Annotated in this window: 26 protein-coding genes; 17 read left to right on the forward strand and 9 right to left on the reverse strand. The window is 68.8% G+C overall.

All coding sequences use genetic code 11. The features are described from left to right. Nucleotides 1-3 precede the first annotated feature (3 nt). The 4 genes from VJT49_RS17545 (at nucleotide 4) to VJT49_RS17560 (ending at nucleotide 3,279) form a co-directional block, all read left to right on the forward strand. Nucleotides 4-975, forward strand: a complete 972-nt coding sequence (locus VJT49_RS17545) for an NAD-dependent epimerase/dehydratase family protein (RefSeq protein WP_324165908.1) — start codon at nucleotides 4-6, stop codon at nucleotides 973-975. A gap of 9 nt (nucleotides 976-984) precedes the next feature. Further along, nucleotides 985-1,440 (forward strand): GNAT family N-acetyltransferase, encoded by a 456-nt coding sequence (locus tag VJT49_RS17550; protein ID WP_324165909.1) that lies wholly within the window; start codon nucleotides 985-987, stop codon nucleotides 1,438-1,440. A 9-nt stretch (nucleotides 1,441-1,449) separates the two neighbouring features. After that, entirely contained in the window at nucleotides 1,450-2,136 is a 687-nt protein-coding gene (locus tag VJT49_RS17555; RefSeq protein WP_324165910.1) for a metal-dependent transcriptional regulator, read from the forward strand. Between the two features lie 306 nt (nucleotides 2,137-2,442). Continuing rightward, on the forward strand, nucleotides 2,443-3,279 hold the full coding sequence (locus tag VJT49_RS17560; protein WP_324165911.1) for a MurR/RpiR family transcriptional regulator: 837 nt from the start codon (nucleotides 2,443-2,445) through the stop codon (nucleotides 3,277-3,279). Between the two features lies 1 nt (nucleotide 3,280). Here VJT49_RS17560 and VJT49_RS17565 read toward each other — a convergent pair whose 3' ends face one another. The 3 genes from VJT49_RS17565 to VJT49_RS17575 all read right to left on the reverse strand — a co-directional run bounded on the left by VJT49_RS17565 (nucleotide 3,281) and on the right by VJT49_RS17575 (nucleotide 4,822). Continuing rightward, the gene (locus VJT49_RS17565) at nucleotides 3,281-3,832 is read right to left on the reverse strand and encodes a hypothetical protein (protein WP_324165912.1); all 552 of its coding nucleotides are present in this window, start codon (nucleotides 3,830-3,832) and stop codon (nucleotides 3,281-3,283) included. A gap of 148 nt (nucleotides 3,833-3,980) precedes the next feature. After that, nucleotides 3,981-4,568: a TetR/AcrR family transcriptional regulator gene (locus VJT49_RS17570; RefSeq protein WP_324165913.1), complete on the reverse strand. Its 588-nt coding sequence runs from the start codon at nucleotides 4,566-4,568 to the stop codon at nucleotides 3,981-3,983. Further along, the gene (locus VJT49_RS17575) at nucleotides 4,565-4,822 is read right to left on the reverse strand and encodes a glutaredoxin domain-containing protein (RefSeq protein WP_324165914.1); all 258 of its coding nucleotides are present in this window, start codon (nucleotides 4,820-4,822) and stop codon (nucleotides 4,565-4,567) included. The genes VJT49_RS17570 and VJT49_RS17575 overlap by 4 nt, the downstream gene beginning before the upstream one ends. Before the next feature lie 171 nt (nucleotides 4,823-4,993). On the opposite strand from VJT49_RS17575, the gene VJT49_RS17580 reads away from it, so the two are divergent. Then, nucleotides 4,994-8,044 carry a choice-of-anchor D domain-containing protein gene (locus tag VJT49_RS17580; RefSeq protein WP_324165915.1) on the forward strand — a complete coding sequence of 1,017 codons (3,051 nt, stop codon included), beginning with the start codon at nucleotides 4,994-4,996 and terminating at the stop codon, nucleotides 8,042-8,044. 52 nt (nucleotides 8,045-8,096) lie between these two features. Here the strand turns inward: VJT49_RS17580 and VJT49_RS17585 are convergent, their stop codons facing one another. Then, a complete protein-coding gene (locus VJT49_RS17585; RefSeq protein WP_324165916.1) occupies nucleotides 8,097-8,927 on the reverse strand; it encodes a phosphoribosylaminoimidazolesuccinocarboxamide synthase in 831 nt (276 codons plus the stop codon). A gap of 413 nt (nucleotides 8,928-9,340) precedes the next feature. On the opposite strand from VJT49_RS17585, the gene VJT49_RS17590 reads away from it, so the two are divergent. From VJT49_RS17590 to VJT49_RS17630, 9 genes are all read left to right on the forward strand, one after another. Next, nucleotides 9,341-9,715, forward strand: a complete 375-nt coding sequence (locus tag VJT49_RS17590; RefSeq protein WP_324165917.1) for an MFS transporter — start codon at nucleotides 9,341-9,343, stop codon at nucleotides 9,713-9,715. Next, on the forward strand, nucleotides 9,655-10,968 hold the full coding sequence (gene gvpO / locus VJT49_RS17595) for a gas vesicle protein GvpO (protein WP_324165918.1): 1,314 nt from the start codon (nucleotides 9,655-9,657) through the stop codon (nucleotides 10,966-10,968). The genes VJT49_RS17590 and gvpO overlap by 61 nt, the downstream gene beginning before the upstream one ends. Nucleotides 10,969-10,976: 8 nt before the next feature. Continuing rightward, entirely contained in the window at nucleotides 10,977-11,285 is a 309-nt protein-coding gene (locus VJT49_RS17600) for a gas vesicle protein (RefSeq protein WP_324165919.1), read from the forward strand. Further along, the gene (locus VJT49_RS17605) at nucleotides 11,282-11,977 is read left to right on the forward strand and encodes a GvpL/GvpF family gas vesicle protein (RefSeq protein ID WP_324165920.1); all 696 of its coding nucleotides are present in this window, start codon (nucleotides 11,282-11,284) and stop codon (nucleotides 11,975-11,977) included. Before VJT49_RS17600 ends, VJT49_RS17605 begins: the two co-directional genes overlap by 4 nt. Continuing rightward, nucleotides 11,970-12,134, forward strand: a complete 165-nt coding sequence (locus VJT49_RS17610; RefSeq protein ID WP_324165921.1) for a gas vesicle protein — start codon at nucleotides 11,970-11,972, stop codon at nucleotides 12,132-12,134. The genes VJT49_RS17605 and VJT49_RS17610 overlap by 8 nt, the downstream gene beginning before the upstream one ends. After that, nucleotides 12,131-12,358, forward strand: coding sequence for a gas vesicle protein K (locus VJT49_RS17615; RefSeq protein WP_324165922.1), 228 nt, complete (start codon nucleotides 12,131-12,133; stop codon nucleotides 12,356-12,358). The genes VJT49_RS17610 and VJT49_RS17615 overlap by 4 nt, the downstream gene beginning before the upstream one ends. Further along, entirely contained in the window at nucleotides 12,355-12,693 is a 339-nt protein-coding gene (gvpJ, locus tag VJT49_RS17620) for a gas vesicle protein GvpJ (protein WP_324165923.1), read from the forward strand. The genes VJT49_RS17615 and gvpJ overlap by 4 nt, the downstream gene beginning before the upstream one ends. After that, on the forward strand, nucleotides 12,690-13,394 hold the full coding sequence (locus VJT49_RS17625; RefSeq protein ID WP_324165924.1) for a GvpL/GvpF family gas vesicle protein: 705 nt from the start codon (nucleotides 12,690-12,692) through the stop codon (nucleotides 13,392-13,394). Before gvpJ ends, VJT49_RS17625 begins: the two co-directional genes overlap by 4 nt. A gap of 90 nt (nucleotides 13,395-13,484) precedes the next feature. After that, nucleotides 13,485-13,949, forward strand: coding sequence for a MarR family winged helix-turn-helix transcriptional regulator (locus VJT49_RS17630; protein WP_324165925.1), 465 nt, complete (start codon nucleotides 13,485-13,487; stop codon nucleotides 13,947-13,949). On the opposite strand, the gene VJT49_RS17635 is transcribed toward VJT49_RS17630, so the two are convergent. Both VJT49_RS17635 and VJT49_RS17640 read right to left on the reverse strand, forming a co-directional pair. Then, nucleotides 13,929-14,795 carry an alpha/beta fold hydrolase gene (locus tag VJT49_RS17635; protein WP_324165926.1) on the reverse strand — a complete coding sequence of 289 codons (867 nt, stop codon included), beginning with the start codon at nucleotides 14,793-14,795 and terminating at the stop codon, nucleotides 13,929-13,931. The two genes, VJT49_RS17630 and VJT49_RS17635, sit on opposite strands and share 21 nt — an antisense overlap. A 108-nt stretch (nucleotides 14,796-14,903) precedes the next feature. Next, nucleotides 14,904-16,403 (reverse strand): alpha/beta hydrolase, encoded by a 1,500-nt coding sequence (locus tag VJT49_RS17640; protein ID WP_324165927.1) that lies wholly within the window; start codon nucleotides 16,401-16,403, stop codon nucleotides 14,904-14,906. Between the two features lie 135 nt (nucleotides 16,404-16,538). Here VJT49_RS17640 and VJT49_RS17645 point away from each other — a divergent pair, with 135 nt between their 5' ends. Together VJT49_RS17645 and VJT49_RS17650 are read left to right on the forward strand one after the other, a co-directional pair. Beyond that, nucleotides 16,539-17,195, forward strand: a complete 657-nt coding sequence (locus VJT49_RS17645) for a rhomboid family intramembrane serine protease (protein ID WP_324165928.1) — start codon at nucleotides 16,539-16,541, stop codon at nucleotides 17,193-17,195. Nucleotides 17,196-17,279: 84 nt separating this feature from the next. After that, nucleotides 17,280-19,481, forward strand: a complete 2,202-nt coding sequence (locus VJT49_RS17650; protein ID WP_324165929.1) for a DUF6777 domain-containing protein — start codon at nucleotides 17,280-17,282, stop codon at nucleotides 19,479-19,481. Here the strand turns inward: VJT49_RS17650 and VJT49_RS17655 are convergent. Further along, the gene (locus VJT49_RS17655) at nucleotides 19,458-21,740 is read right to left on the reverse strand and encodes an FHA domain-containing protein (protein WP_324165930.1); all 2,283 of its coding nucleotides are present in this window, start codon (nucleotides 21,738-21,740) and stop codon (nucleotides 19,458-19,460) included. The two genes, VJT49_RS17650 and VJT49_RS17655, sit on opposite strands and share 24 nt — an antisense overlap. A gap of 105 nt (nucleotides 21,741-21,845) precedes the next feature. Continuing rightward, nucleotides 21,846-22,781: an alpha/beta hydrolase gene (locus VJT49_RS17660; protein WP_324165931.1), complete on the reverse strand. Its 936-nt coding sequence runs from the start codon at nucleotides 22,779-22,781 to the stop codon at nucleotides 21,846-21,848. Between the two features lie 81 nt (nucleotides 22,782-22,862). Here VJT49_RS17660 and VJT49_RS17665 point away from each other — a divergent pair, with 81 nt between their 5' ends. After that, complete coding sequence (locus VJT49_RS17665; protein ID WP_324165932.1) at nucleotides 22,863-23,390, forward strand: PadR family transcriptional regulator; 528 nt, start codon at nucleotides 22,863-22,865, stop codon at nucleotides 23,388-23,390. 49 nt (nucleotides 23,391-23,439) lie between these two features. Here VJT49_RS17665 and mca read toward each other — a convergent pair whose 3' ends face one another. Continuing rightward, nucleotides 23,440-24,231 carry a mycothiol conjugate amidase Mca gene (gene mca, locus VJT49_RS17670; protein ID WP_414636005.1) on the reverse strand — a complete coding sequence of 264 codons (792 nt, stop codon included), beginning with the start codon at nucleotides 24,229-24,231 and terminating at the stop codon, nucleotides 23,440-23,442. Between the last annotated feature and the right edge of the window lie 145 nt (nucleotides 24,232-24,376).

Here is a 24,376-nt window from a genome sequence, read left to right on the forward strand (position 1 = left end):
CGCATGCGAGTTCTGGTCACGGGAGCAGGTGGATACCTGGGCACGGTCGTGCTCGCGCAGCTGATCCGCCGTGGGCATCAGCCGGTCGCGCTGGTGCACCGGGTCAAGCCGGACAGTGAGGGCGGTGAGGGCTGTGAAAGCGGTGAGGGCGGTGAGGGCGGTGAGGGCACAGTTTTCCGGCTTGGCGATGTCCGGGACATCACGTCGCTGCCCGAAGCCACCGCGGACGTCGACGCGGTCATCCACCTGGCCGCGCTGTCCAACCTGCGCAAGGCCTTCGAGCAACCGGCGCGCTACTTCCGGACGAACCTCGGTGGTTCGCTCAATCTCCTGGAGGTGCTGTCCGAACGGACCGACCGCCCACGGCTCGTGGCGGCCTCCACGGTGAGCGTCTACGGCCCGCCCGCCCGGCAACCGATCACCGAGGCCGCCCCGGCCGATCCGGAAAACCCTTACGCCGCTTCGAAACTCGCCGTTGAACAGGCCGTCGGCTGGCAGGCGTCGACCGGTTCGCTCGGTGCCATCAGTCTGCGGCTGGCCAACATCGCGGGTGGGATCGGTGCGCCCGGCGATCGCGACGACGCCCGGCTGATCACGCGGGCATGTGCCGCGGCGGCGGGCCGGATTCCCGAACTCGACGTCTACGGCGATGGCGGCGCGGTCCGGGACTACGTGCACGTCGTCGATGCCGCCGACGCGTGCGTAGCGGCGCTCGAGGCATGCGTGCCGGGGCGCCACCGAGTGCTCGACATCGGTGCGACCGCCGCGAGAGTCGCCGACGTGATCGCGATGACACGCAGCGTGGCGGGCCGGGGCGTCCCGCTCGCCTTCCACCCCGCGCACCCGTGCGAAGTTCGCGAACTACGCGTCGACACCACGAAGGCCCGTGAAGTCCTGGCCTGGCGGCCCCGGTACCCGAACCTCGCGCGGCTGGTCGACGACCAGTGGCGGGCCGAGCAACATCGCTCTGCTTAGCATGAGCGCATGCCTGTCCGTGACGCCGAGCCCGCCGACGCCGAAGAGATCTGCGCCCTGATCGAGGAGCACGCCCGCTACGAGGGCAACGACACGCTCACCCTCGACCGGGCGGAGATGACCAAACACCTGTTCGGTTCCGACCCCAAGGCGTGGGTGCTCATCGCCGAACCGCCGGGCGGCGCCGAGGTCGCCGGGTTCGCGTTCTACTCGTGGAACTTCTCCACCTGGGAGGGCAGGCCCGGCATCTGGCTGGACGACCTCTACATCCGCCCCGAGCACCGCAGGCACGGGCTGGGCCACGAACTGCTCGTCGCCCTGCGTGCCCGGACGAGCGGGCGGGTCGAGTGGGACATGCAGGCGGGCAACACCCGCGCGGAAGCGTTCTACCAGCGGCTCGGCGCGAAGCCGGTGCCAGGGTGGATCCGCTACCGCTGGTCACCGAGGGCCGACCCGGCGACGTAAAGTTGGAGTATGTCCGACAGTCCCAGCCGCCGGTCGTCCTCGTCCATCGAGGACTACATCCGGGTGATCTACGGCTTGGTCGAGCGCGGTGAGGCGGTGACGAACACCTCGCTGGCCGGCCGCCTCGCGGTCAGCCCGTCCTCGGCTTCGGGCATGGTCACCAAACTTTCCCAGCAGGGCCTGGTCGAGCATGTCCCGTACCGCGGCATCGCGCTCACCCCGGACGGCCGCAGGCTCGCGCGCGGCGTGCTTCGCCGGCACCGGCTGATCGAGGCCTTCCTGGTGCGGGAGCTGGGTTACACCTGGGACGAAGTGCATGCCGAGGCCGACCTGCTCGAGCACGCGGTGTCGGACCGGCTGGTCGAGCGGATCGCCGCCAAACTCGGCAACCCGGTGCGCGACCCGCACGGCGACCCGATTCCGGCCGCGGACGGCAGCGTCGAGGAACTGCCCACCCGGTTGCTGGACGAGTTGCAGCCGGGCGCGGTCGGGCAGATCGTGCGTGTCTGGGACACCGACCCCGACCTGCTGCGGTACCTGTCCGAGCACGCGATCGGGCTTGGTGAGCGGATCGAGGTCGTCGAGCGCCAGCCCTTCGGCGGGCCGCTGGTGGTCAAGGTCGGGTCCGGCCCGGGCACGGCGACGCACACTCTCGGCCGGGAGATCACGCAGGCGCTCAGCGTCGCCGTACTCTGACGGGCATCACGGGCAGGCCCGCTCGCCGCAGGCTTCGCCGACCGGTTCGCCCCGATCGTGAGACTTTTGCAAGCAGTTCGATGTTCCCGTTACGTATCGTGGTGCGGTGCAAGCCGTCGTGCTCGAGAGGCCGGTTGAGAAGCGTGGGATGGCTGGTGGAAGCGAGCAGTCGTACACGCCGTCCGAAGGCGGCCGATTTCGGGGGCATGGCTCCGGCCAGGGAAAACGCAAGGTAGGCACCAGGAAGATCCCTGGCCACGAGATCGGCTGGGCGCGTAGGACGACCACTGCGCTGGACAAGGTGCCATGAGGGGTCCCGGCAGCTACCAGGAGCTCACCGAACTGCTCCGGAGCCGGTTGCCGAGACTGGCCGGGGGTCAGCGGCGGATCGCCCACCTGCTGCTGGCCGACCCGGAGGGCACCGCGTTCCGGGGCATCTCGGAGGCCGCGCAGGTGGCCGAGGTCCACGAGTCCTCGATCGCCCGGTTCGCGAACTCACTGGGGCTGTCCGGCTATCCCGCGCTGATGGAGCTGTGCCGGGCCTGGCTGGCCGAGCAGGCGCAGCTCGCCCGGCGGTCGGAGAACGGACAGGGGCCGCCCGGCGGACTGCTGTCCGCGACCCTCGACCAGGAGCAGACCGACCTGTCCCGCACCTACGGCAGACTGGACGTGGGCGCCTGGCTGCGGGCGGCGGGACTGCTGACCGAGGCGGCCGCGGTCCGCGTGATCGGGGTGCGAGACTGCGCCCCGATCGCCGACCTCTTCGCGCTGCGGCTGAGCCGGGTCCGGGCGGGTGTGCGCAGGCTGGGGGCTTCTGTGGTGGACGAACTGCGGGAGTTCACCGCGGGTGACGTGCTGGTCGCGGTGTCCGTCCGCCGCTACGCCGCGGAGACGGTGCGGGTCGCCGAGTACGCGCGCGATGAGGGGCTGTCCGTGGTCGCGTTGACGGACAACGTCGTTTCCCCGCTGACCGAGCTCGCCGACACCGCGCTGTTCGCGGAGACCGGCGGGGTCGGTGGCACCCGATCACTCACCGCGTGCCTGTCGTTGGCCCAGGCGCTGGCCGTCGAAATCGGTCTGCGCCTCGGTAAGCCGCGGTCCGACGAAATTCCGCCCGATTTCGGTTTCTTCCATGAGTCGTAGCTCATCCGGGGATACAAAGGATAACCCAAATCGCGCAGGACTTTTTCGTCGTCGGGCCTTGTGGATTGGGTCCGGAATTCGGCGGTGAGTTTCCACCCGGTCCGCCGTGGTCGCCGGTGGCCTTCGCGGGAGGCGGTGGCCCGGCGGAGCCGGTCACGCTCGGCTGGGTTTCCTCCTGCGTGACCGTGACCGTGCTCGTCTTGCGGTGGCGCGTGGCCCACGGCAGCCCGTTGCTCCCGCCCGGCGCGGCTTCGTTGGTCACGGTGATGCTCGAGCTGGTCCCGGTGACTTCCGTCTCATCGGTGGTGGCCGGCACACCGCCACCGGCCAGCCCGCCGGGCGGCCCGTGTGGCACGTCGAAGACCGCCGGGTTCGTGTTGTCGGCCTTCTGCTCCGAAGAGCCGATGTGGACCAGGATCGCGGCGAGACCGCAGCCCAGCACCACGGCGACCATGACCATGACGACCGGGAACCGGGATGCCGCTGCAGAGGGGGCCTCCTCCGGCCATCCCTCGCGTTCCAGGAGCTCGGTCACCGACACTTCGTCGTTCACCGGGACATACCTTTCGAACGGGGTGAAGAGCGCACGCGGGGGTATTTCTATCGCAGGGGAGCGGGTGCGGTGTGTCCGGGGTGGGAAAAAAGCCGGAATATCACGGATTGTCGCGGCCGATAGCTCTTCGCGATTGCCGTACGCACGATTAGGCCGTTTGGAGTAGTTCGCGGACGCCCTCGGCGGCCCGGTCGAACGGCTCCACCGACCCGGCGGCCCGCGCCGGCACGTAGCCGTTCTGGACGACAGCAGCGATGCTCGCGGCGAGGTGGGCGGGATCCGGCTTGCTCGCGAACTCGCCGTGCGCCTTGCCTTCCGTGACCACGGCCGCCAGCCGTTCGCGCAGCCGGCCGAAGGTCTCGTGGACCGGCTGCCACAGTTCGGCGCCGGCGACGATCTCCGGATCCTGCGCCGGCCGTCCGGCCGGGCAGCCGCGCAGGATGTCCCGCTCGCGGGACAGGTACGCCGCAATCCGGTCCCGTGCGGTGCCCTTGCCGGACAGTGCCGCTTCGGCCTCCGCGCGAACCTGCTCGGCACTCCGGCGGATCGCGGCGAGCGCCAGATCCGACTTGCCGGCGAAGCGGTGGTACATGCCGCCCTGGCCGGCTCGCGCATGCGCCTGGATGGCTTCGGGGCTGGTGCCGACGTAGCCCGGGTCCCGCAGGAGTTCCTCAGTGCTCCGGACCAGCCGCTCCGGTCCACGCCGCCGGGTCGTACCTATGGCTACGCCAGTCACGACGCGAGCAACTCGGGGGCGTGCGTGCGAACCGCCGCCATGACCTCGTCGATGGTCGGATTCACCAGAGCAGCCGGCCCGACGAAGACGGTCGGCACGGTCTCGTTGCCGTCCGCCACCGAGCGAACGCGCGCCGCCGCGTCCGCGTCCTCCCAGATGTTCACGTCCCGCACCGGCAGGCTGGTCCGGTCCAACCGGGCACGTAGAGCCATGCAGAACGCGCAACCGGGGCGCCAGTAGAACTCGATCATCATGAGATCAGGTTAACCAAACCCACCAATGTCTACTCTCTGCGTAAATCAATAACCTTAGTAACACTAAGGGGTGATCCACCGAAATAGGCGTGTGTGAGATCAGGTTCTGGGGTTCGGATCGTTCTGCTCACCATCGTTGGTGCGCTCCTTGCTTTTGTCGCGCCACCCGCTGTGGCTGACGTCACAACGGCGGGTCAAAACAGCCTTCGCACCGGCTGGGACAATGACGAAACCGGGTTGGCGCCCGCCCAGGTCGGCGCCGCGGATTTCGGCCAGTTGTTCTCGGCGGCCGTCGACGGCCAGGTCTACGCCCAGCCCGTGGTCGCGGGCGGCATCGTGGTGACGGCGACCGAGAACAACCAGGTCTACGGCCTCGACGCGGCGACCGGCGCCCAGAGATGGCATGCGAACTTCGGGCCCGCCTGGCCGGTGTCCACGGTCAACTGCGGTGACCTCACGCCCACCATCGGCGTCACGTCGACCCCGGTCTACGACCCGTCGACGGGCACCGTCTACCTGACCTCCAAGGTCAACGATGGTCCAGACCCCCAGCATCCGCACTGGTACATGCACGCGCTGGACGCCAGGACCGGCGCCGAGCTGGCCGGGTTCCCGACCACGATCAAGGGCGCGCCGACGAACAACCCCGGCGTGCCGTTCAACCCGATGACCGCGATGCAGCGGCCCGGTCTGCTCCTCCTCGACGGCGTGGTCTATGCCGGTTTCGCCAGCCACTGCGACTACACGCCCTACGTCGGCTATGTCATCGGAGTGAACGCCAGCACCGGGAAGCAGACCACGATGTGGTCCACCGAGGCCGGGGTTTCCGACGAGGGCGGCATCTGGCAGGCGGGCTCCGGGCTGGTCTCCGACGGGTCGGGCCGCATCATCGTGGCCACCGGCAACGGCCTCGCACCCGCGCCGGGGCCGGACGACCGGCCCCCGGCCACGCTCGGTGAGTCCGTCGTCCGCCTTGGCGTCAACGCCGACGGTTCCCTTACCGCGCAAAGCTTCTTCAGTCCGCACGACAACACCCAGCTGAACCAGGACGACGCCGACATCGGGTCCGGCGGGCCGATGGCCATTCCGCCCGCCTACGGCAACGCCGCCCACCCCCGGCTGATCGTCCAGGTGGGCAAGGACGGCCGCATCTACCTGCTCGACGCCGATCACCTCGGCGGTTCCGGCCAGGGACCGGGCGGAAGCGACAATGTCGTCGACATGGTCGGTCCGTTCCAGGGTGTGTGGGGCAGGCCCGGGTTCTGGGGCGGCGACGGCGGTTACGTCTACGTGGTCGGTAACACCGGCCCGCTGCGTGCGCTCAAGTACTCGGCCTCCGATGCTTCGCTCACCTCGGTAGGTACGACCATGGACAACTTCGGTTATTCCTCGGGTTCGCCGGTGGTCACCTCCGACGGCACGACCTCCGGTTCCGCTCTGGTGTGGGTGGTCTATACCACAGGCCCGACCGGGGAGAACGCCCAGCTGCGCGCGTACGACCCGGTGCCGGTCAACAACGTGCTCCGGCTGCGGTACTCGGCGCCGATTCCGACCGCGGCCAAGTTCTCCGTGCCCGCGACCGACAACGGACGGGTCTACGTCGGCACGCGCGACGGCCACGTGCTCGCCTTCGGCAGGCCCACCACGGCGCCGCTGGCGACCAAGCCGTACGACTTCGGTTCGGCCGCGGCCGGCAGCACCGCGAACGGGACGGTCACCGTCACGGCCAACCAGAACCTGACCGTGTCCGCGGTGTCCGCGGAGGCGCCGTTCGGTGCGACGCTCTCCGCACCGGCGACGCTCACCAAGGGGCAGACGCTTTCGGTGCCGGTGACCTACAGCCCGACCACGTGGGGCAGCTCGACCGGCACCCTGACCTTCACCACCAGCGCCGGCACCACCGCCATGGACCTGCACGGCCAGGGCACCCAGCCCGGGCTCGGCGCCACCCCGGCTTCGCTCGACTTCGGGCAGGTCCGCACGGGTGCGGCGAAGGAACTCGGGGTCAGCATCATCAACACCGGCACGACGGCCGAGACGATCACGGGTGTGACCGCGCCGACCGGTTCGTTCACGGCGCAGAACACGCCGTCGGCGGGCAGTGTGCTGGCCGCGGGCGCGTCGCTGACCATTCCGGTCACCTACACCCCGACCAACGGCTCGGACACCGGGGTCAGCGAGAGCACGCAGCTCGTCGTGACCAGTGACCAGGGCTCGGTTTCGGTGCCGATCAAGGGAACCGCGCTCACCGGCCGGCCCGAGCTGACGCTCGATCCGCCGGTGCTCGACTTCCACACCGTCGCGCCCGGCACCTCGGTGACCAAGAAGTTCACCGTGTCCAACACCGGTACGGTGCCGCTGACCATCACCAAGGCGAAGGCCCCGGCGGGCGTGTTCACCAGCGCCCAGCCACTCGCCGAGGGCCAGGTGATCCCGCCTGGTGATTCGCTGGCGCAGGAGGTCACGTTCACCCCGGCCGACGCCTACCCGGCGACCGCGGTCTACCAGGTCACCGGCGACGACGGGAACGCCGCGCAGTCGGTGACGCTCAACGGGAACACCGACCCGATCACCGACTACTACAACCAGCTCGGCGGCGCCCGGGGTTCCTACCTGAGCGACCCGGTGTCGGGGCAGTACGACACGCCCGGCGGCGGGAAGGCGCAGGACTTCCGCGGCGGCACGATCTACTGGTCGGCCGCGACCGGTGCGCACACCGTGATCGGCACCGTGCTCGAGCACTACAAGGCGCTCGGCGGACCCGGTGGCCCGCTCGGTTACCCGATCACCGACGAGTTGCCGACGCCGGACGGGGTCGGCCGGTACAACCACTTCTCGCGTGCGGACGGTGCGTCGATCTACTGGACGCCGCGGACCGGTGCCTGGTCGATCATGGGCCAGATCCGGGCGAAGTGGTCGTCGATGGGCTGGGAGGCCGGGCCACTCGGGTACCCGACGACCGACGAGTACACGACGCCGGACGGGGTCGGCCGGTACAACCACTTCGACAAGGGAAGCTCGATCTACTGGACGCCGCAGACCGGCGCGCAGGAGATCTACGGCATGATCCGCGACCGATGGGCCGCGCTCGGCTGGGAGCGTTCGTACCTGGGTTACCCGACGTCCGGTGAGTTCTCCTACGACGGCGGCCGGCGCAACAACTTCCAGCACGGCTACATCCAGTGGTACCCGAACGGCACGGTCATCGACCGGCGCTGGTGATTCCCCGGGGTGGGGCCACTTCCCGTTTCCGGGGAGTGGCCCCACCTCTTGTTCAGCCCCAGGTGCCGCCGGTGATGCGTTCGTAAACCTCGGTGTAGCGGCGGCGGGTCGTTTCCACCACCTCGGGCGGCACCTCGGGCCCGGGCGAGGTCTTGTCCCACCCGGTGCCGGCCGCCCAGTCACGCACGACCTGCTTGTCGAAGGCGTACTGCGGCCGTCCGGGCTCCCACTGGTCGGCGGGCCAGAACCGGGACGAGTCGGAGGTGAGCACCTCGTCGCCGAGCGTGAGCACCCCGGAGGAGTCCCAGCCGAACTCGAGCTTGGTGTCCGCCACGATGATTCCCTGCTCGGCCGCGTGCTCGGCGCCCTTGCGGTAGACCTCGAGCGTCAGCTCCCGCAGCCGCTCGGCCGTCTCCCGCCCCTCCTGGCCGACCACGTCGTCGAAGGTCATGAACTCGTCGTGCCCCTCGCTGGCCTTGGTGGTCGGGGTGAAGATCGGTTCCGGAAGCCTGCTGCCCTCCTCGAGCCCGGGCGGCAGCTTCACCCCGGACACGGTGCCCTGCTTGCGGTACTCCTGCAGGCCCAGCCCCGCCAGATACCCGCGGGCTATGCACTCGACCTGCACCATCTTCAGCGGCCGGCACCGGATCGCGCGCCCGGCGAACTCGGCGGGCACATCGGTGCCGGAGATCACGTGGTTCGGCACCAGCTCCCCGAAATGCCGGAACCACCACAGGGACAGCTGGGTGAGCAGCGCACCCTTGTCCGGGATCGGCGTCGGCAGCACCACGTCGTAGACCGAGATGCGGTCCGACGCGACCAGCAGGATGTCGTCCCCGTCCCGGTACAGGTCGCGGACCTTGCCCCCGTGAATTCGCTCCATACGCCCATCCTAGGTCGGGCCGGCGGTGTGGGCGCTCGAGGTCCACAAGGGACGCTTGCCGCCTGAGATCGCCTTCGCTGTCAGCGGCGGTTGCCGAAGCAACCCACGTCTGTCGCGTGCGACGAGAAGCGGCTTGATACGCCGAGCCGCCCCGCCGTCCCTGAAGCCGCGCCACCGCCGGTTCCGCCAGCGTTCACCCGTACATTGCTGTCAGGCGGTTCATCTCGTGTTGAATGTCCACAATGGTCGCTGTCAGGGCGGCCGCGCGAGGGAGCGGGTGGGCGTCGTCGGGCCGGTTGGCGGCCAGTAAGCAGGCATAGCGCAATTATACCGAACAAACAGGCGAACCGAGCTGAACTTGGCGCTGTAAGCTGTACGAATGGTCCATTCATACGGTCGACGACTGGTCATCCATGAAGGAGCGGGGCTGGTCAAGTGCTGATGTGGCGGTGTCGTTGCCGATCACTGGCTGGCTGGGGCGCAAGGTCGGGGTCGGGCGACTCTGGCTCGGGGCGTTCGCCGCGTTCACCGTCGCGTCGGGGCCGTGTGCGCTCGCGGCGAGTATCGGGTGGCTGGTCGCGTCGCGGGTGGTGCAGGGGGGCGCGGCGGGGCTGCTGGTGCCGGCCGGCCAGACGATCCTCGGGCAGGCTGTCGGGCCACGGCGGCTGGGGCGTGTGATGAGCATTCTCGGGATCGCGGTGAGCAGTGGGCCCGCCGTAGGCCCGACGTGGGCCCGACGGTCGGCGGGCTGTTGCCGCACTCGCTGTCCTGGCCGTGGCTGTTCCTGATCAACCTGCCGATCGGCGTGCTGGGCGTGGTGCTCGGGCTGCGGTACGTGCCGCGCGGGGAGGCCGGAGGCGTGCCGCAGCTGGACGGGGCCGGATTCGCGTTGATCGGGTTGGGGCTGCCACTGTTCGTGTACGCCGTCACGATCTGGGGCGAGCGGGCGTCGATCGCGACGGTGCTGGTCCCGCTGGTGCTCGGGGTCGCGGGTCTGGTCGCGTTCGGGGTACGTGCCGTGCGCCGCCCGCATCCGCTGCTCGACCTGTGGCTGTTCCGCAATCCGGTGTACACGGCCGCGAGTGTGCTGACGACGTTCGGCGGCGCCGCGATGTTCGGGTCGATGCTACCGTTCCTGTTGTACTTCCAGGTTCTGCGCGGCACCGACGTGATCACGACCGGACTGTCGCTGTTTTCCCTCGGTGTCGGCACCACGATTCTGCTACCCGTTTCGGGATGGCTGACCGATCGGTACGGCGGCGGAATTGTCGCACTGGCCGGAAATCTGTGCACTGTGGTGACCACGCTGCCGTTCGCGTTCCTGACCGCGGACACCGAGCCGGTCGGCCTCCAGGTGTTGCTGTTCCTCCGCGGCATGGCGCTCGCACTGACCACGCAACCCGCCGGGACCGCCGCCTTCGCCACCGTTCGGCGAGCGGAACTGCCGGACGCGACGACGCAGATCAACATCCTGATGCGGGTGGGTGGAGCGCTCGGCGGCGCGCTGTTCGCGGTGTTGCTCGCGCAGGCGCTGCCGGGTGGCGCCGAGCGAGCGTTCCAGTCGGCGTTCTGGTGGCTGACCGGGACGTCGATGGTCTCCCTCGGTTGCGCGGTGTGGCTGTGGAGGACACCGCGAGTATCCACAGTAGACAGTCTGGTGGTAGCCTGGCTCGACCATTTGCCGTCATCGAATACAACGAAACGCGTATTTCTCGTGATGGTGTTAACGCGGTCGCCGGTGGTCACGATGGGGCGGGTGATGAGTGATTCATCGATCGATTCCCCAAGTCCCGCGGCGGCCGCGATCCGTGCCGCCGTGGCCGAGTTCCGCGCGCTGACCAGCCGCGAACCGGACGGGGTGACCGGCGTCCGGAAAACCCAGGACGGCGGTTGGTCCGTACTGATCGACGTGGTCGAGCTGGAACGGATTCCGGCTACCACCACCGTGATGGCCACCTACCGCGTCGACATCGACGCCGGAGGTGACCTGGTCGCCTGTGAGCGGCTCCGTCGTTACACCCGAGGCACCACCGATCTCTAGGGGTCCTTGTGGACAGAAACCCGAGTTCGCTTGCCGACGTGCTGGAACGCGTGCTGGACAAGGGCGTGGTCATCGTCGGCGAGATAGCCGTGAACGTGGTCGACATCGAGTTGCTGACGCTGCGGCTCCGGCTGTTCGTCGCCTCCGCGCAGACGGCGCGGGAAATGGGTATGGACTGGTGGAGCGACGACCCGTTCTTCGCCCCGCACGCCGGCCAGACCCGCGAGCTACGGCAGCAAAACACCGAGCTGCTGGAACGGGTCGCCGCGCTCGAAAAGGCACTGAAGCCCGGCAATGTGGCGGAGGTCGAGCGGTGAACCGCGGTTTGTGCGCCTACGCGATAACCCGGGACGGCGCCTTCGAGTCCGATCCGGACATTTTCCTGCTCGCCCACCGTGGTCTCGGTCTCGTGGTGGCGGAGGTCGACCTGGTACCGTTCGCGGAGGTCGACCCGTCGCGGTGGGTCGGCGAGCCGGCCGAAGACGATCCACTGGTCGTGCTCGCGCGCCGCCACGATGAGGTGGTGCGTGCCGTGTTCGAGCATCTACCCGTGCTGCCACTGCGGTTCGGCACGGTGCTCAAGGACCGGGAGGCGGCAGTCGCGCTGCTCGACGAACGGCACGAGCAGGCAAGCGGCTGGCTCGACCGGGTCGAGGGTCATCGCGAGTGGGGCGTCCGTGCCCGGCGCCGCCCTCCCAAGGACGACGCCGTGTCCCTGGTGGGCTTGTCCGGCACGGAATACCTGGCGCGACGGCGAAAACGGCTCAACGCCGCCGATCGGGAAACTTCGCGGGCAAACGAGATACGTGACGCGCTCGCGCGGCACGCCACGGACAGCGCGGCACGGGCCCGGCGGTCCGCGGACGTTCTGTTCGATACCGCCTACCTCGTCCCGGTCGAGCGGGAGTCCGAGTTCCAGGCCGAAGTCGGGCGCTGGGACGGGCTCGAGGTCACCGGGCCGTGGCCGCCGTATTCGTTCACCGGCCAGGAGTTGAGCGTGAATGCCTGAGGAGTACGCGGTCGCGCCCTCCGCGGAAGGGCTCGTCGATCTGCTCGACCGGGTGTTGGAACACGGCGCCGTCATCACCGGCGACGTGATCATTTCGCTCGCCGGTATCGACCTGATCCGGTTGAACCTGAGGTTGCTCTTGGGGGGAATCACGTGAGTACGACGAGAATTCCCGCTGATTCGGGGCAGGGCCTCGGCAAGCTCGTGGTCGCCGTCCTGGAAATCGTGCGGGACCTGCTGGAAAGGCAGGCGCTTCGCCGGGTGGACAGCGGATCGCTGTCGGCCGACGAGGTGGAACGGCTCGGCAACGCACTGATCGCACTGGACCGCCAGTTCGCGGAACTTCGCGCGGTCCTGGAAGAGAGGATTCCCGCATCATGACCGCTCCCGTGGTGCCCGCCCCCAGTGGCGGGCTCGCCGAGGCACTGAACATCCTGCTCGACAAGGGACTCGTGATCGACGCGTCGATCCGGGTGTCGGTGATCGGCATCGAGATTCTCGCCATCGAGATCAAGATCGTGATCGCCAGTGTGGACACCTATATTCGCTATCTGGAGGCGATGCAGCGGCTCGACGCGCAGCGCACGGCGGTGACCGCGGTGCAGGCACAGCAGCGCGTCCTTGGTCAGGGCCTCGCCGGAACCTACGGCCTGATCGCCGAGCCGGTGCAAGCGGTGGCGACACCGGCGCCCGCACCGGAGAAAACAGGAAAGTGAGACTTCATCTGCACGGTGTCGTGCGGACCAGCCATCCGAGCCCGCCCGGCGCGCCGTTCCGGCTCGTCCGTGCGCACGATCTGGCGGCGATCGTGAGCGACGCGCCGTCCGGGCGGGCGACGACAGACCAGGATGCCCTGGCACATCTGGAGATGTTGTCCCGGGTGGTGCTCGATGGCCCGGTCGTGCCGTTCCGGCTCGGCACGGTGGCCGAAGACGAGGACTCGGCGCGGACGGACGTGCTCGCGCAACAGGCCGGGCTGTTGCGCGAGCATCTCGATCGGCTCGACGGGGTCGCCGAGGTTCACGTGTACCTGAGATTCTCCGAAAGCGCCGCGCTGCGTGCCGTCCATGAGGAAGGCGGCTGGCGGCGGGTCGCCGGAGTGGACCTGGCGGCGCGGATCAGGATCGGCGAGCAGATCGGGCAACGGCTGGCGGCGTGGCGACGCGCCAAATCGGACGCCTTGCTCACGGCCGTGTCGGCGCTGGCGACAGGGGAAGTGTTTCTGGGCGAGCGTGAACATCTCGAGGAGCGGCGCGCGTTCCTTGTAGCGCTGGACCGGCTTGAAGACGTGCGGAAGGCCGTCGCGGATCTGGGGGCCGACGTGTCCACGGAGTACGTGGGACCACTGCCCGCGTACAGCTTCCTTGACGGCGAAGTCAGCGCCGAAAAAGCGCCCGCTTCCCGTTGGGGCTGGTAGGAGCCGGTAGGTGAAAGCCTTTTCAGGACAGTTTTGTTCACCTACGGCCTGGTTTTTGTCGAATATCGACACTCGATACTCTTTCGGGTGATGGCAGAGCATTCACCGCTTTCCGGCGAACAGGTGGGCGCGTGGGCCGCTTTCCTCGGGGCGCACACGCTGATCGAACGCGCCGTGGAGCGTTACCTGCACCAGCACGCCGGTGTGTCGCACGCCGAATACGAGATCCTTGCCCGGCTCCGTACGGTGCCGGAACATCGGCTGCGCATGGGCGAGTTGGCGACGAGGCTGTTCTCCCCGGGGAGCAGGCTGAACTACCGGATCACCCGGCTGGCCGGCCTTGGCCTGGTCCGCCGGGAACAGCATCCGACCGACCGCCGCGGCCTGTTCGCCGTGTTGACCGGGCAGGGCGTGGCGTTCGTGGACCGCGTCTCGCCCGGTTATTTCGGGACGGTGAGCCAGATCATGCTCACTCCGCTGAACGAAGGGGAATTCGCCGAGCTGGGGTGGCTCAGTCAGCGGATCTTCCAGCATCTACGGGACGACCCCGGGTGACCGGCGGTCCTCGACGTGGTCGATCAGTTCACTGATCATGGTGGCTGTCGGCCCGGCGTTGCCCACCAGTGCGGACCAGTGTCCCTCCGGCAGGCTGCGCCGCCAAAGGTTCGGCACCCATCTCTGGAGTCCCTCGGCCAGCGCCGGGCTCACGTAGCGATCGCGTGCCAGCGTGATGACCTGGACTCCGATCTCGGTGCGGCGATTCCGCGGCCTGCTCAGTCGTGGCCGGAAATTGGCCCGGTACAAGGAAACTCCGCGTGCGGCGTCTCGCGCCATGGTCGGTGCGACGTGGTGACCGCGGACGCCCTCGACGCGGTCCAGGATTTTCGGCCACCACTTCGCCACCAGCCGCCACAACAGTTCCGGCAGCACCGGCACGTGAAACGCCAGAATGTACCAGGAACGCAGCAACTGGTTGAGCATCCGGGCGCGGCCCCGGTTTTCCCGGAGCCAGTACGCCACGTGGTCCAGGCACGGGCCGGAGATCGAGGTGTAGGACGCGATCCGCTCCCGCGCGCCGGGCTCGGTAACGGCTTCCCACGCCTGGATCGATCCCCAGTCGTGGCCCACCAGATGCACCGGCTTCGCGGGACTGACCGCATCGGCGACGGCGAACAGGTCGCCGGTGAGATGTTCCAGCCGGTAGGAGGCCGTGCCGCGCGGGGCGTCGGACGCGCCCGCGCCGCGCACGTCGTATCGCGTCACACGGAATCGTTTCGCCAGCTCCCCGGCTATCTCGTCCCAGACGGCGTGGGTGTCCGGGTAACCGTGCACGAGCAGGACGGTCGGCGCGTTTTCCGGGCCCTGTTCGTACACGGCCAGGGCGATGCCTCCGGAAACCACGGTTCGCACCTTCAGCAGTCAACTGCTACCGCGGCGTAACCGTCAAGTCGAGCCGCGGCGGGGCGGAGACCTTGGTCGTGGCGCCGGAGGACACCACTGTGGTTTGAATCAGGGCGTGGGCTGCGGCAGGGGCGCGCACTCGACGTCGGGGCCGTTGCCGGGTTTCCTCGCGGGTAGCGCACCCGTGGTGAGGTAGGCGACGATCTTGTCGTTGACGCAGGCGTTGCCGTTTGGGGTGATCGCGTGGCTCGTGCCGCCCGGTTCGGCGATCAGCACCGCACCCGGGAACCGCCGCCGCACCTCGAGGCTGCCCTCGTACGGGGTGGGTGCGTCGAGCGTCTCGTCGATCACGAGCACGTTCCGCACGCCTCGGCCGTCCACGTGCACCGGGGTGCCCGCCTTGGCCGGCCAGTACAAGCACGGCGCGTTGAACCAGGCATTCTGCCAGGTGAAATGAGGCGCGCGGGTGAAGGTCCGCTGGTTGTCCAGGCGCCACTGGTTCCAGCTGGTGGGCCACTGGGCGTCGGTGCACTCCACCGCCAGATACGCGGCGAAGCCGTTGTCGTCACCCAAGCCGCTGACGTCCTCGAACAACGTCTTCATGTTCTGCCAGTCGCCGTTGTTGACGAACTTGGCGAACGCGTCACCGAGCACCGGCCAGCGGGGTTGGTAGTAGGAGGCCTGCTGGAACACGTCGAGCCACTCGTCCGGCCCGATCACCCCGCCCGCCGGCTGGAACGACAGCTTGGCCAGCTGTTCGTCGAACACGTGCTTGACCGCCTGCGCGGTGGTGCCCAGGTGGTAGACGGAGTCGTACTTCGCCACCCATCCGAACCAGACGTCGAGGTTCCGTTCGAACCCGGGGTCCTGGTTGAGGTTGGCCTGGTACCACACGGTGCGCGGGTCGATGGTGCTGTCGAGCACCATGCGCCGGATCCGTTGCGGGAACAGGGTTCCGTACACCTCGCCCAGGTAGGTGCCATAGGAGTAGCCGTAGAAGCTGGCCTGCTCGACGCCCAGTGCGGCACGGATGGAATCCATGTCCAGGGCGGTGTCGACCGTCTTCATGTGCTGGAGCAGCGCGAGGCTGTTCTTCTGCTTGCACGCGTCGGCGTAGGACTTCGAGCGCTGCAGCCAGGTCTGCTCGAGCTGCGGCGTCACCGGCAGGTAGTTCGGCCGGTTGTAGTTCATGTAGTTCGGATCGCAGGAGATCGCGGGCTTGCTGGAGCCCACTCCGCGCGGGTCGAAGCCGATCCAGTCGTGGGCATCCCCGGCGTGGTTCGGCAGCCGAGATCCGCGTGTCGCCAGGTACAACCCGGATCCGCCGGGGCCACCCGGGTTGGTCAGCATCACGCCCTGGTACTGCGAGTCCGGCACCTTGTGCTTCACCCGGGCGACCGCGAGCTGGATCTTTTCGCCACCGGGGTGGGCGTAGTCCAGCGGCACGGACAGGAAGCCACATTCGCCGCCGGCGGCGACGAGGGTGTGATCCGTGCAAGGTCCCCAGGCAATGGACTCGGCGGCGGCAGCCGCGGCCGGGACCGCCGTCGCGATCGAAGCCGCGGTCGCGACAGCCGCCGCGATGGCCACGAGACGTTTCACGCGCATCCTCTTTCCGGTCTCTGAGACGGAAAACCGGAAAAACCCTAGTGCGCGGTGATCGGTCGCGACACCGCCGGAAGTCGGAAAATGCGCACGTTTGGCGCCTAGGGCGGGCCAGGGCCGGTCCGTTACGCTCACCCCATGAGTGAACTGCCCCGCGGGGCCGAGGCGGAGGCACTGCTCGCCGAGGCCCGCAAGGCACTGTGGGTGATGGTCGGTTTCCTCGCGGTGATCTGGATCGCGCAGATCGTCAACTGGGCCGACGATTACCAGCTCAGTATCGAGTACGGCATTCGTGCTCGTGAGGTCTCCTCGCTGCCGGAGATCTTCAGCGCACCCTTCCTGCACTTCAGCTGGACACATATCGAGGGCAATTCCGGGCCGCTGTTCATCTTCGGTTTTCTGGCCGCCTATCGCGGGGTCCGGAAGTTTCTCGCGGTGACCGTGCTGCTGATGATCGTCAGCGGGCTCGGCGCGTGGTTCACCGCGGGCACGAACACGGTGGGCGCGGGCGCCAGCGGGGTGGTGTTCGGGTACTTCGGCTACATCATCGTGCGCGGGCTGTTCGACCGGCGGCCGATCGACATCGTGATCGGCCTGGTCATGGCGTTGTGTTTCGCCTACCAGTTCTCGTTGCTGATTCCGGCCGGCGAGGGCATCGGATGGCAGGCACACCTGTTCGGGTTTCTCGGCGGGGTGGCCGGCGGGTGGATCTTCCGCGACCGGCGCGGCAAGGTGCCCGCCGCGCAACCGGAAAGTCCCACGACCCTGATCGACAAGCCCGTCGAAGGCCAGTAATCCCTGCTCAGCCGTTTACCTCGGCGCCGCCCGGCACGTACCGTGAAATGGCACCTTCCCCTATCGCGGCGGGGTGGAGCGCCGATGGACGAGATGTTCGGCCAGTACAAGCTGGAGGCCTTGATCGGGCGCGGGGGCATGGGGGAGGTCTATCGAGCCTTCGACACGGTCCGGGGACGAACCGTCGCGCTGAAGCGGCTTCGCGTGGAACTTGCCGTGGATCCCGATTTCCAGGCGCGGTTCCGCCGCGAGTGCCGCCTCGCCGCCCGGCTCCGGGAAGCACATGTGGTGCCCATTCACGACTTCGGGGAAATCGAAGGGCATTTGTACCTCGACATGCGCCTGATCGAAGGCGTGGATCTGGGGACCCTCCTGGCTCAGCAGGGGCCGCTGCCGCCCCATCGGGCGGTCGACATCGTTTCGCAGGTGGCTCAGGCGCTGGACGCGGCGCACGAGGACGGGATGGTCCACCGGGACGTCAAGCCGTCCAACGTGCTCATCGCGGCGGGGGACTTCGCGTATCTGCTCGACTTCGGCGTGGTCGGGGCGCTGGGCGTGTCCCACGGTTCGCTGACGATGACCGGTGCCACGATCGGCACGCTGGACTACATGGCGCCGGAGCGGTTCCAGCACGGCCCGGTCGACCAGCGCGCGGACGTGTACTCACTCGCGTGCGTGCTCCATGAGGCGCTCACCGCGCGGCCACCGTTCCACGGGGACGGCCTCGCCGCGAAGATCCACGCCCATCTCAACATCGATCCGCCGGCGGTCTCGGTCGGGCACACCGGCGTCCCGCCCGGCCTCGACCCGGTCATCGCCCGGGGGATGGCCAAGGACCCGAACGAGCGGTACGGGACCGCGGGCGCGCTCGCGGCCGCGGCCCGCGAGGCGTTTGCGGCGCCACCGCCAACTACCGCGGCGCCTTCCGGGGAGGCGATCCCCACGCCCCGCCTGGGGGCAGGCCCCCAGGCCCACTCGGATCCACAGTGGTCTTCCGAGTGGCGGTCTTCTCGGTGGCGGTCTTCTCAGTGGCCTGCGGAGTCCGGTCAACTGCCGGCTCCCGCGCCGAGCCCGGTCCCTAACGTCGAGCCGACTCCGGCAACCGTTCCGGAGCCCGGGTGGCCGGTCGTGGCCGATCAGCCGTCCACAACCAGGCCCACCGCCTCCGGCCCGCCGTCTCGTTCCGAACCGTCAGGACCGGGGAGCGCGCCGCGCGGCAAACATCGCCCCTCCTGGGTGCGGTCGGGGCTGGTCCTGCTGGCCGTCCTCCTGCTGGCGGCGGCGGGCGCCGGTGGCTGGTATCTCGCTTCCGGCCCAGGCCGGGCCACCGACACGGTGGTCAGGGAAGCCGTGCGCACCACCGGAGAGAACCCGTTCACGCCACCCGTGGGCACCGACCAGCCGAACGTCACACCTCCGCCGAATTCGGGCGGGACGTTCGCGGGCAACACCGAGGGCCTTTACGGCGGCACGATGAACAATTCGAGCTGTGACGCCCAGAAGCTGACCGGATACCTGCAAAGCCACCCCGACAAAGGTGCCGCGTGGGCCGGCGTGCTCGGCATCATGCCCGCGCAGATACCGGGTTACGTCGCCGGGCTCACGCCCATGATCCTCCGCTCGGACACGGCGGTCACCAACCATGGTTACGTCGACGGCCACGCGACCACCGTCCACTCCGTACTCCAGGCGGGCACGGCGGTTCTCGTCGACGATCGGGGCGTGCCCAGGGTGAAGTGCTACTGCGGAAACCCGTTGACGCCGCCGAGCGCGTCCGCCAAACGGACCTATTCCGGCCCCGCCTGGCCGGGCTTCTCGCCGACGGACGTGACGACCATCCAGCCGTCGAACGTCGTGATCAACGTGTTCGTCGTGGTGAACATCGCCAACAACCAGGTCATCCTGCGCCGTCAAGGGGACACCACGGCGGCCAAGGACACGGTGGCGCCGGGTTCCGTGGTACCGGGGTCGCCCTATTCGCCCTCGACGGGGGCGACGACGGCGGGGCCGCGGTATCCGGGGTCGTCGCAGGCTTCCGTTTACCCGACACCAGGGTCCAATGCCTCTTCGCCGGCTGGGGCGCCGGGGTCGCCGGGGTCGCAGTCTCCGGCTCCCCAGCCGCCGACCTCGCAGCCGCCGGGAACGTCGTATGAATCCCCGTCGCGCGGATCCAGTTCGAACTATCCGACGACGTCGTCGTATTCGCCGTCCTCAGGAGGGAGTCATTCATCGGCGTACTCCTCCGCCCCGAAGCCGACCAGGTCAAGCGGCGGTACCTCGCCGTAGCGGGTCGAGACGGCGCAACAGCAGGCCGGTGACAACCACGAGTGCGAGCGTCACGAGCCCCAGCGCGGCGAGGTCGGCCAGCCATGAGGTGGTGTCGTGCCGCCAGAACCAGTCGGTCGTCGTCGGTGGCAGCTTGCCGTAGTCCCCGGTCGCCGCGCCCATCGCGAAGGCCCAGCGGGCCGGGACCAACCAGGACAGCTGTTCGAGCCCGATCTTGCCCGACACCGCGAACAGGCCACCGCACAGGATCAGTTGCACCATCACCAGCAGCACGAGCAGGGGCATGCCCCGGTCCGCGTTGCCGATCGCCGCGGAGATCACCAGACCCGCCACCATGCTCGCGAAGGTCGCCGCCACGAGCGCGACCGCGAGCTCCAGCCGGGCGGATCCGAGAAGGACCGCGTCGTCCGGCCCCCGCCGGCCGCTCAGACTCAACACCGACAAGAGCGCGGCTTGCGCCGAAGTCACCACCCCCAGCACGACCAGCTTGGCGCCGAGGTAGGCGGGCAGGGACAGCCCGATGGCGCGCTCCCTCCGGTAGATCGCGCGTTCCTTGACCAGGTCGCGAATGGACACCGCCGCGCCCATCAGGGTGGCGCTGACCACCATCACGAGCAGGAGCTGCGGCGGGTCGGGTGCGCCCGTGGCCGCCGAAAGCCCAGGCGGGCTGGGCACGGCATAGACCAGGCCGCTCAGGAGCACCGGGAGCGCGGCGAGGAATATCGCATACTGCCGGTCCGCCTTCAGCACCGCGAAGGTGCGGCGGCAGAGCACCTGGAACTGGCGGAACGCGGACTGCTGGCGCTGCGGGTCGGGCGGTGGCTGTGGCGGCCGCGAGGCCCGCCCCGCGCCATCGCCGACGTACTGTTCGTACATTCCGGACGCCCGGAATCGCGCCGGCCAGTCGGCGGGCTCGTCCTGTTGCAGCAACTGGAAGACCTCGGCGAAGTCGCTCACGTCGAAGTAGTCCAGGGCCTGGCCAGGCGGTCCGTAGTAGGCAACGCGGCCGCCCTGCGCGAGCACGAGCAACCGGTCGCACAGCCCGAGGTTCGCGACACTGTGGGTCACCACCACGACCGTCCTGCCTTCGTCCGCGAGCCCGCGCAGGGTTTCCATCACGGACTTGTCGAGCCCCGGATCGAGACCGGAAGTGGGCTCGTCGAGGAACAGCAGCGACGGCCGGGTCAGCAGTTCCAGCGCGACGCTGGTCCGCTTCCGCTGGCCGCCCGACAGCCGGTCGATCGGCAACGCGGCCTGGCCGGTGATGCCGAGCTCGCCGAGAACCTCGTCGATCCGCTGCTCCCGCTCTTCTTCGCTGACGTCGGCGGGGAAACGCAGGTCGGCCGCGTAGCTCAGGGCCCGCCGGACGGTCAGCTTCGGGTGCAGGATGTCCTCCTGCGGGACCAAACCGATCCGGTGGCGCAGTTCGTGGTAGTTGGCGTAGAGGTCCCGGCCGCCGTAGCGAACTTCGCCGGAGTCCGCGGGCCGAAAGCCGGTGAGCGCGCCCAGCAGGGTCGACTTGCCCGCCCCACTCGGCCCGACGATGGCGAGCAGGCCGCGTTCGGGCACTTCGAAGCCGACCCGGTCCAACAGCCGTGACCCGTCCACCGTCACGACGAGGTCGCGTGCCTCGAAGTCGACGTCGCCGGTGTCGACGTACTCCACCAGCCGGTCGGCGACGAGTTGCAGGAGGGAGTGTCCGATGCCGATCACGTCACCCTCGCCGACGGGTCCGTCCGACACCGGCTGCCCGTTCAGATAGGTGCCGTTGGCGCTGCCCTGGTCGGCGATCCGCCACCCGCCATCGCGTCGGTACAGCAACGCGTGCCGGCGCGAGACGAGCAGATCGTCGAGCACGATGTCGTTTTCCGGCAACCGCCCGATCCGCGTCTTCGCGGTCCCCGGGGAGTGCACAGTGGACTTCCGGGCGTGCGTGGGCTGGGACGGGCGGACCGTCCGTTGTGGACTCTCCGGCGTCAGTGACACCTCGGGCGCGTCGCCGGCCAGCCCCAGCGTAAGCACCACGGGCGCGGAAATCACCAGCCGCTCGACCTTCCGCCCTGCCACGAAGATCCCGTTACGGCTGTGGTCGGTGAGCAGCCAGCCGCCCGGAGCCGGCTCGACGACGGCGTGGCGACGGGACACGCGCTCGTCGGCGACATAGACGTCGCAGGCGGGGTCCCGGCCGATGGTGATCGCCCTGTCCGGCGTGAGCCGCCAATGCCGGGAGCCCACCCGCACGTCCAGGGAGGCAGGCACGCTACCGACGGTCTCGTCCCCGGCCATGTATTTCACGCTGAGCGGCGCCCCCGGTGCTGGTCAAGTGCCGGGCGCAAACCTCACGCGAGACGGGCGAGGTGCCGGTTACCAGGTGTGCGACGCGGTCCGCAGCGCGTGTAGCCAGTGCGCGGTAGTTTCGCGGGTGAGTGCGGCGTGCGGCGCGAAGCCCTCGAAGAAGTGCCACGCCCCGGGCACGTCCTTGAGTTCGACCGGCACGTTCGCCCGCATCAACCGGAGCGCGTAGTCCTGACCCTCGTCGCGCAACGGATCGAGGCCGCAGGTCATCACGTAGGCGGGCGGCAGGCCGGACAGGTCCGTGGCGCGGCTGGGGGCGGCGTATGGGGAGATGGTGCCGCCGCGGGCCGGGCCCAGGTAGGTGTCCCAGGTGTGGCGGACGCCGGGCCCGGTGATGATTCGGCAATCCGTGATCTTCTTGCGGGATTCCGTTTGCTCGCGATCGTCGAGAACCGGGATGAGCAGGCATTGGAACCTGATCGCCGGTCCTCGCCGGTCCCGGGCGAGAAGGCACAGCGCGGCGCTCAGGCAGCCGCCGGCCGAGGCGCCGGCCACGGCGATGCGGTCCGGATCGATGCCCAGTTCGGCCGCGTTTTCCGCGATCCAGCACAGAGCCGCGTAGCAGTCTTCGATACCGGCGGGAAAGGGGTACTCCGGGGCGAGCCGGTAGTGCACGTTCACCACCACCACGCCCACTTCCGCGCAGACGTCGCGCGCCATGGGGCTCGGCCCGTCGACTTCGCCGTAGCTGAACCCGCCGCCGTGGATGTACAGCACACAGGGCAGCGCGCCGGCTGTCCCCAGTGGACGGAGGAGCTGGACGTCGATCTTGTCGCCGTCCGGGCCGGGCAGGTGGGCGTGCTCGATGGTGAGGTCGTCCCGGGCGGGCATGCGCGCCACCAGCTGGCGGAAGTTCGCCCTGGTCGCCTCGATGTCGGCGTACGGGTTCTCCGGCCGTTTCGGCAACGTCGCGAACACCTCGGCGAGGTCGGGGTGGACGTACATCGGTCTCCTTAATAGTATCATTGATACCGTTTCAGTGATACTGAAGGTATAGTCTCAGCGAGACGGTGTCAAGGAGGGTCATTGGCGGAGGAGCTGAGCCCGTCGGCGTATGTGGTGCTCGGGCTGATCGCGCGGCACGGGCCCATGACGCCGTACGAGCTCAAGGCGCGCGTGGAGGACACCGTCGGCTACTACTGGCCGATCCCGCATGCCCAGCTCTACCGGGACCCGCCCCGGCTGGCCGAACGTGGCCTGCTCGAGGAACGCGCGGAGGAGCACGGCCGTCGGCGCCGGGTCTTCCATCTGACCGGGGCCGGGCGCGAGGCACTGGACCGCTGGCTCGCCGATCCGACCTCCGGGCCGCCGGAAACCCGCAACCCCGCGCTGCTCAAACTGACCTTCGTCGATCTCGGGCCGTCCGAGCGCGCGACGGCACTCGCGCGGCAACAGGCGGCACAACACCGCGAATGGCTGGAGCTGTACCGGAATCAGCTCGCCGAAAACGACCCGGCCCGGCCCGACGCGCTCGCCCGCGCCCGCCTGCTCGACGTGGGCATCCGGCACGAGCGGGCCTATGTGGACTTCTGGGAAGAACTCGCGGGGAACTGAAGCGATCCCGTGATGCCCGGGAACGAGCAACCGTCATACCGGCGAACAGCTACAGCCCAGCGAACAGGTCGTCCTCAGGTAGTTCGACCGGGACGAAGGAGCGCGCGAGGTAGTAGTCCTCGGTGGGCCAGACGACGCGCTCGACGTCCCTGGAGTGCAGCATGAAGCCGCTCTCCGGGTCGATCTGGGTGGCGTGCGCGAGCAAAGCGCGGTCGCGGGCGGCGAAGAACTCTTCGCACCGGATCCTTGTGGTGATCTTCGACGGAGTGTCCGGCAGCTCCGCGAGCACCGGTTCCATCGGGGATTCCGGACCCAGTGCGTCGTGCATGGCTTGGAACCATTCGCGGGTGAAGGTGCACAAGTAGTACAGCTTGCTGATCTCATGGCTGGTGCCGGCGACCGCGTCGAAGGCGGCCACCGCGACTTCGTGGGTCTTGATGTGATCGGGATGCGGGTAGCCGCCGGTCTCGTCGTAGGTCACCATCACCTGTGGCCGGAACTCCCGGATCACCGCGACCAGGCGGGCCACGGCAAGGTCCGATGACACGCGGGCGAAACAGCCCGGCGGGAGCGGCTCGCGCATACCCGAGTCCGCGAAGCCGAGAAACCGTTGCCGTACACCGAGAATTTCCCGCGCCGTGGTCATTTCCCGGCGCCTGATCTCGGGCAGGTTCGCGCGCACCTCCGGCGTGTCCATCCGCGGGTTGAGCACTTCGCCGCGCTCACCACCGGTGCAGGTCACGACCAGCACCTCGGCGCCCTCGGCCGCGTAACGGGCCGTGGTCGCGGCGCCCTTGCCGGACTCGTCGTCGGGATGGGCGTGCACGGCCATCAGCCGCATCAGGACCCACGGCAAAGGCAAGATCATCTAACGTGACGTCTGTGTAGCAGTGAGTGATCGTTTGTGGCTGGGCGCGACGGATCTGGGGCGCGCGGCATGGGGATGACCTCCTGTCTGGAAATATGAGGTTTGCGAGCAACAAATC

The sequence above is a fragment of the Amycolatopsis sp. genome (assembly GCF_035276945.1).
Lineage (GTDB): Bacteria > Actinomycetota > Actinomycetes > Mycobacteriales > Pseudonocardiaceae > Amycolatopsis_E.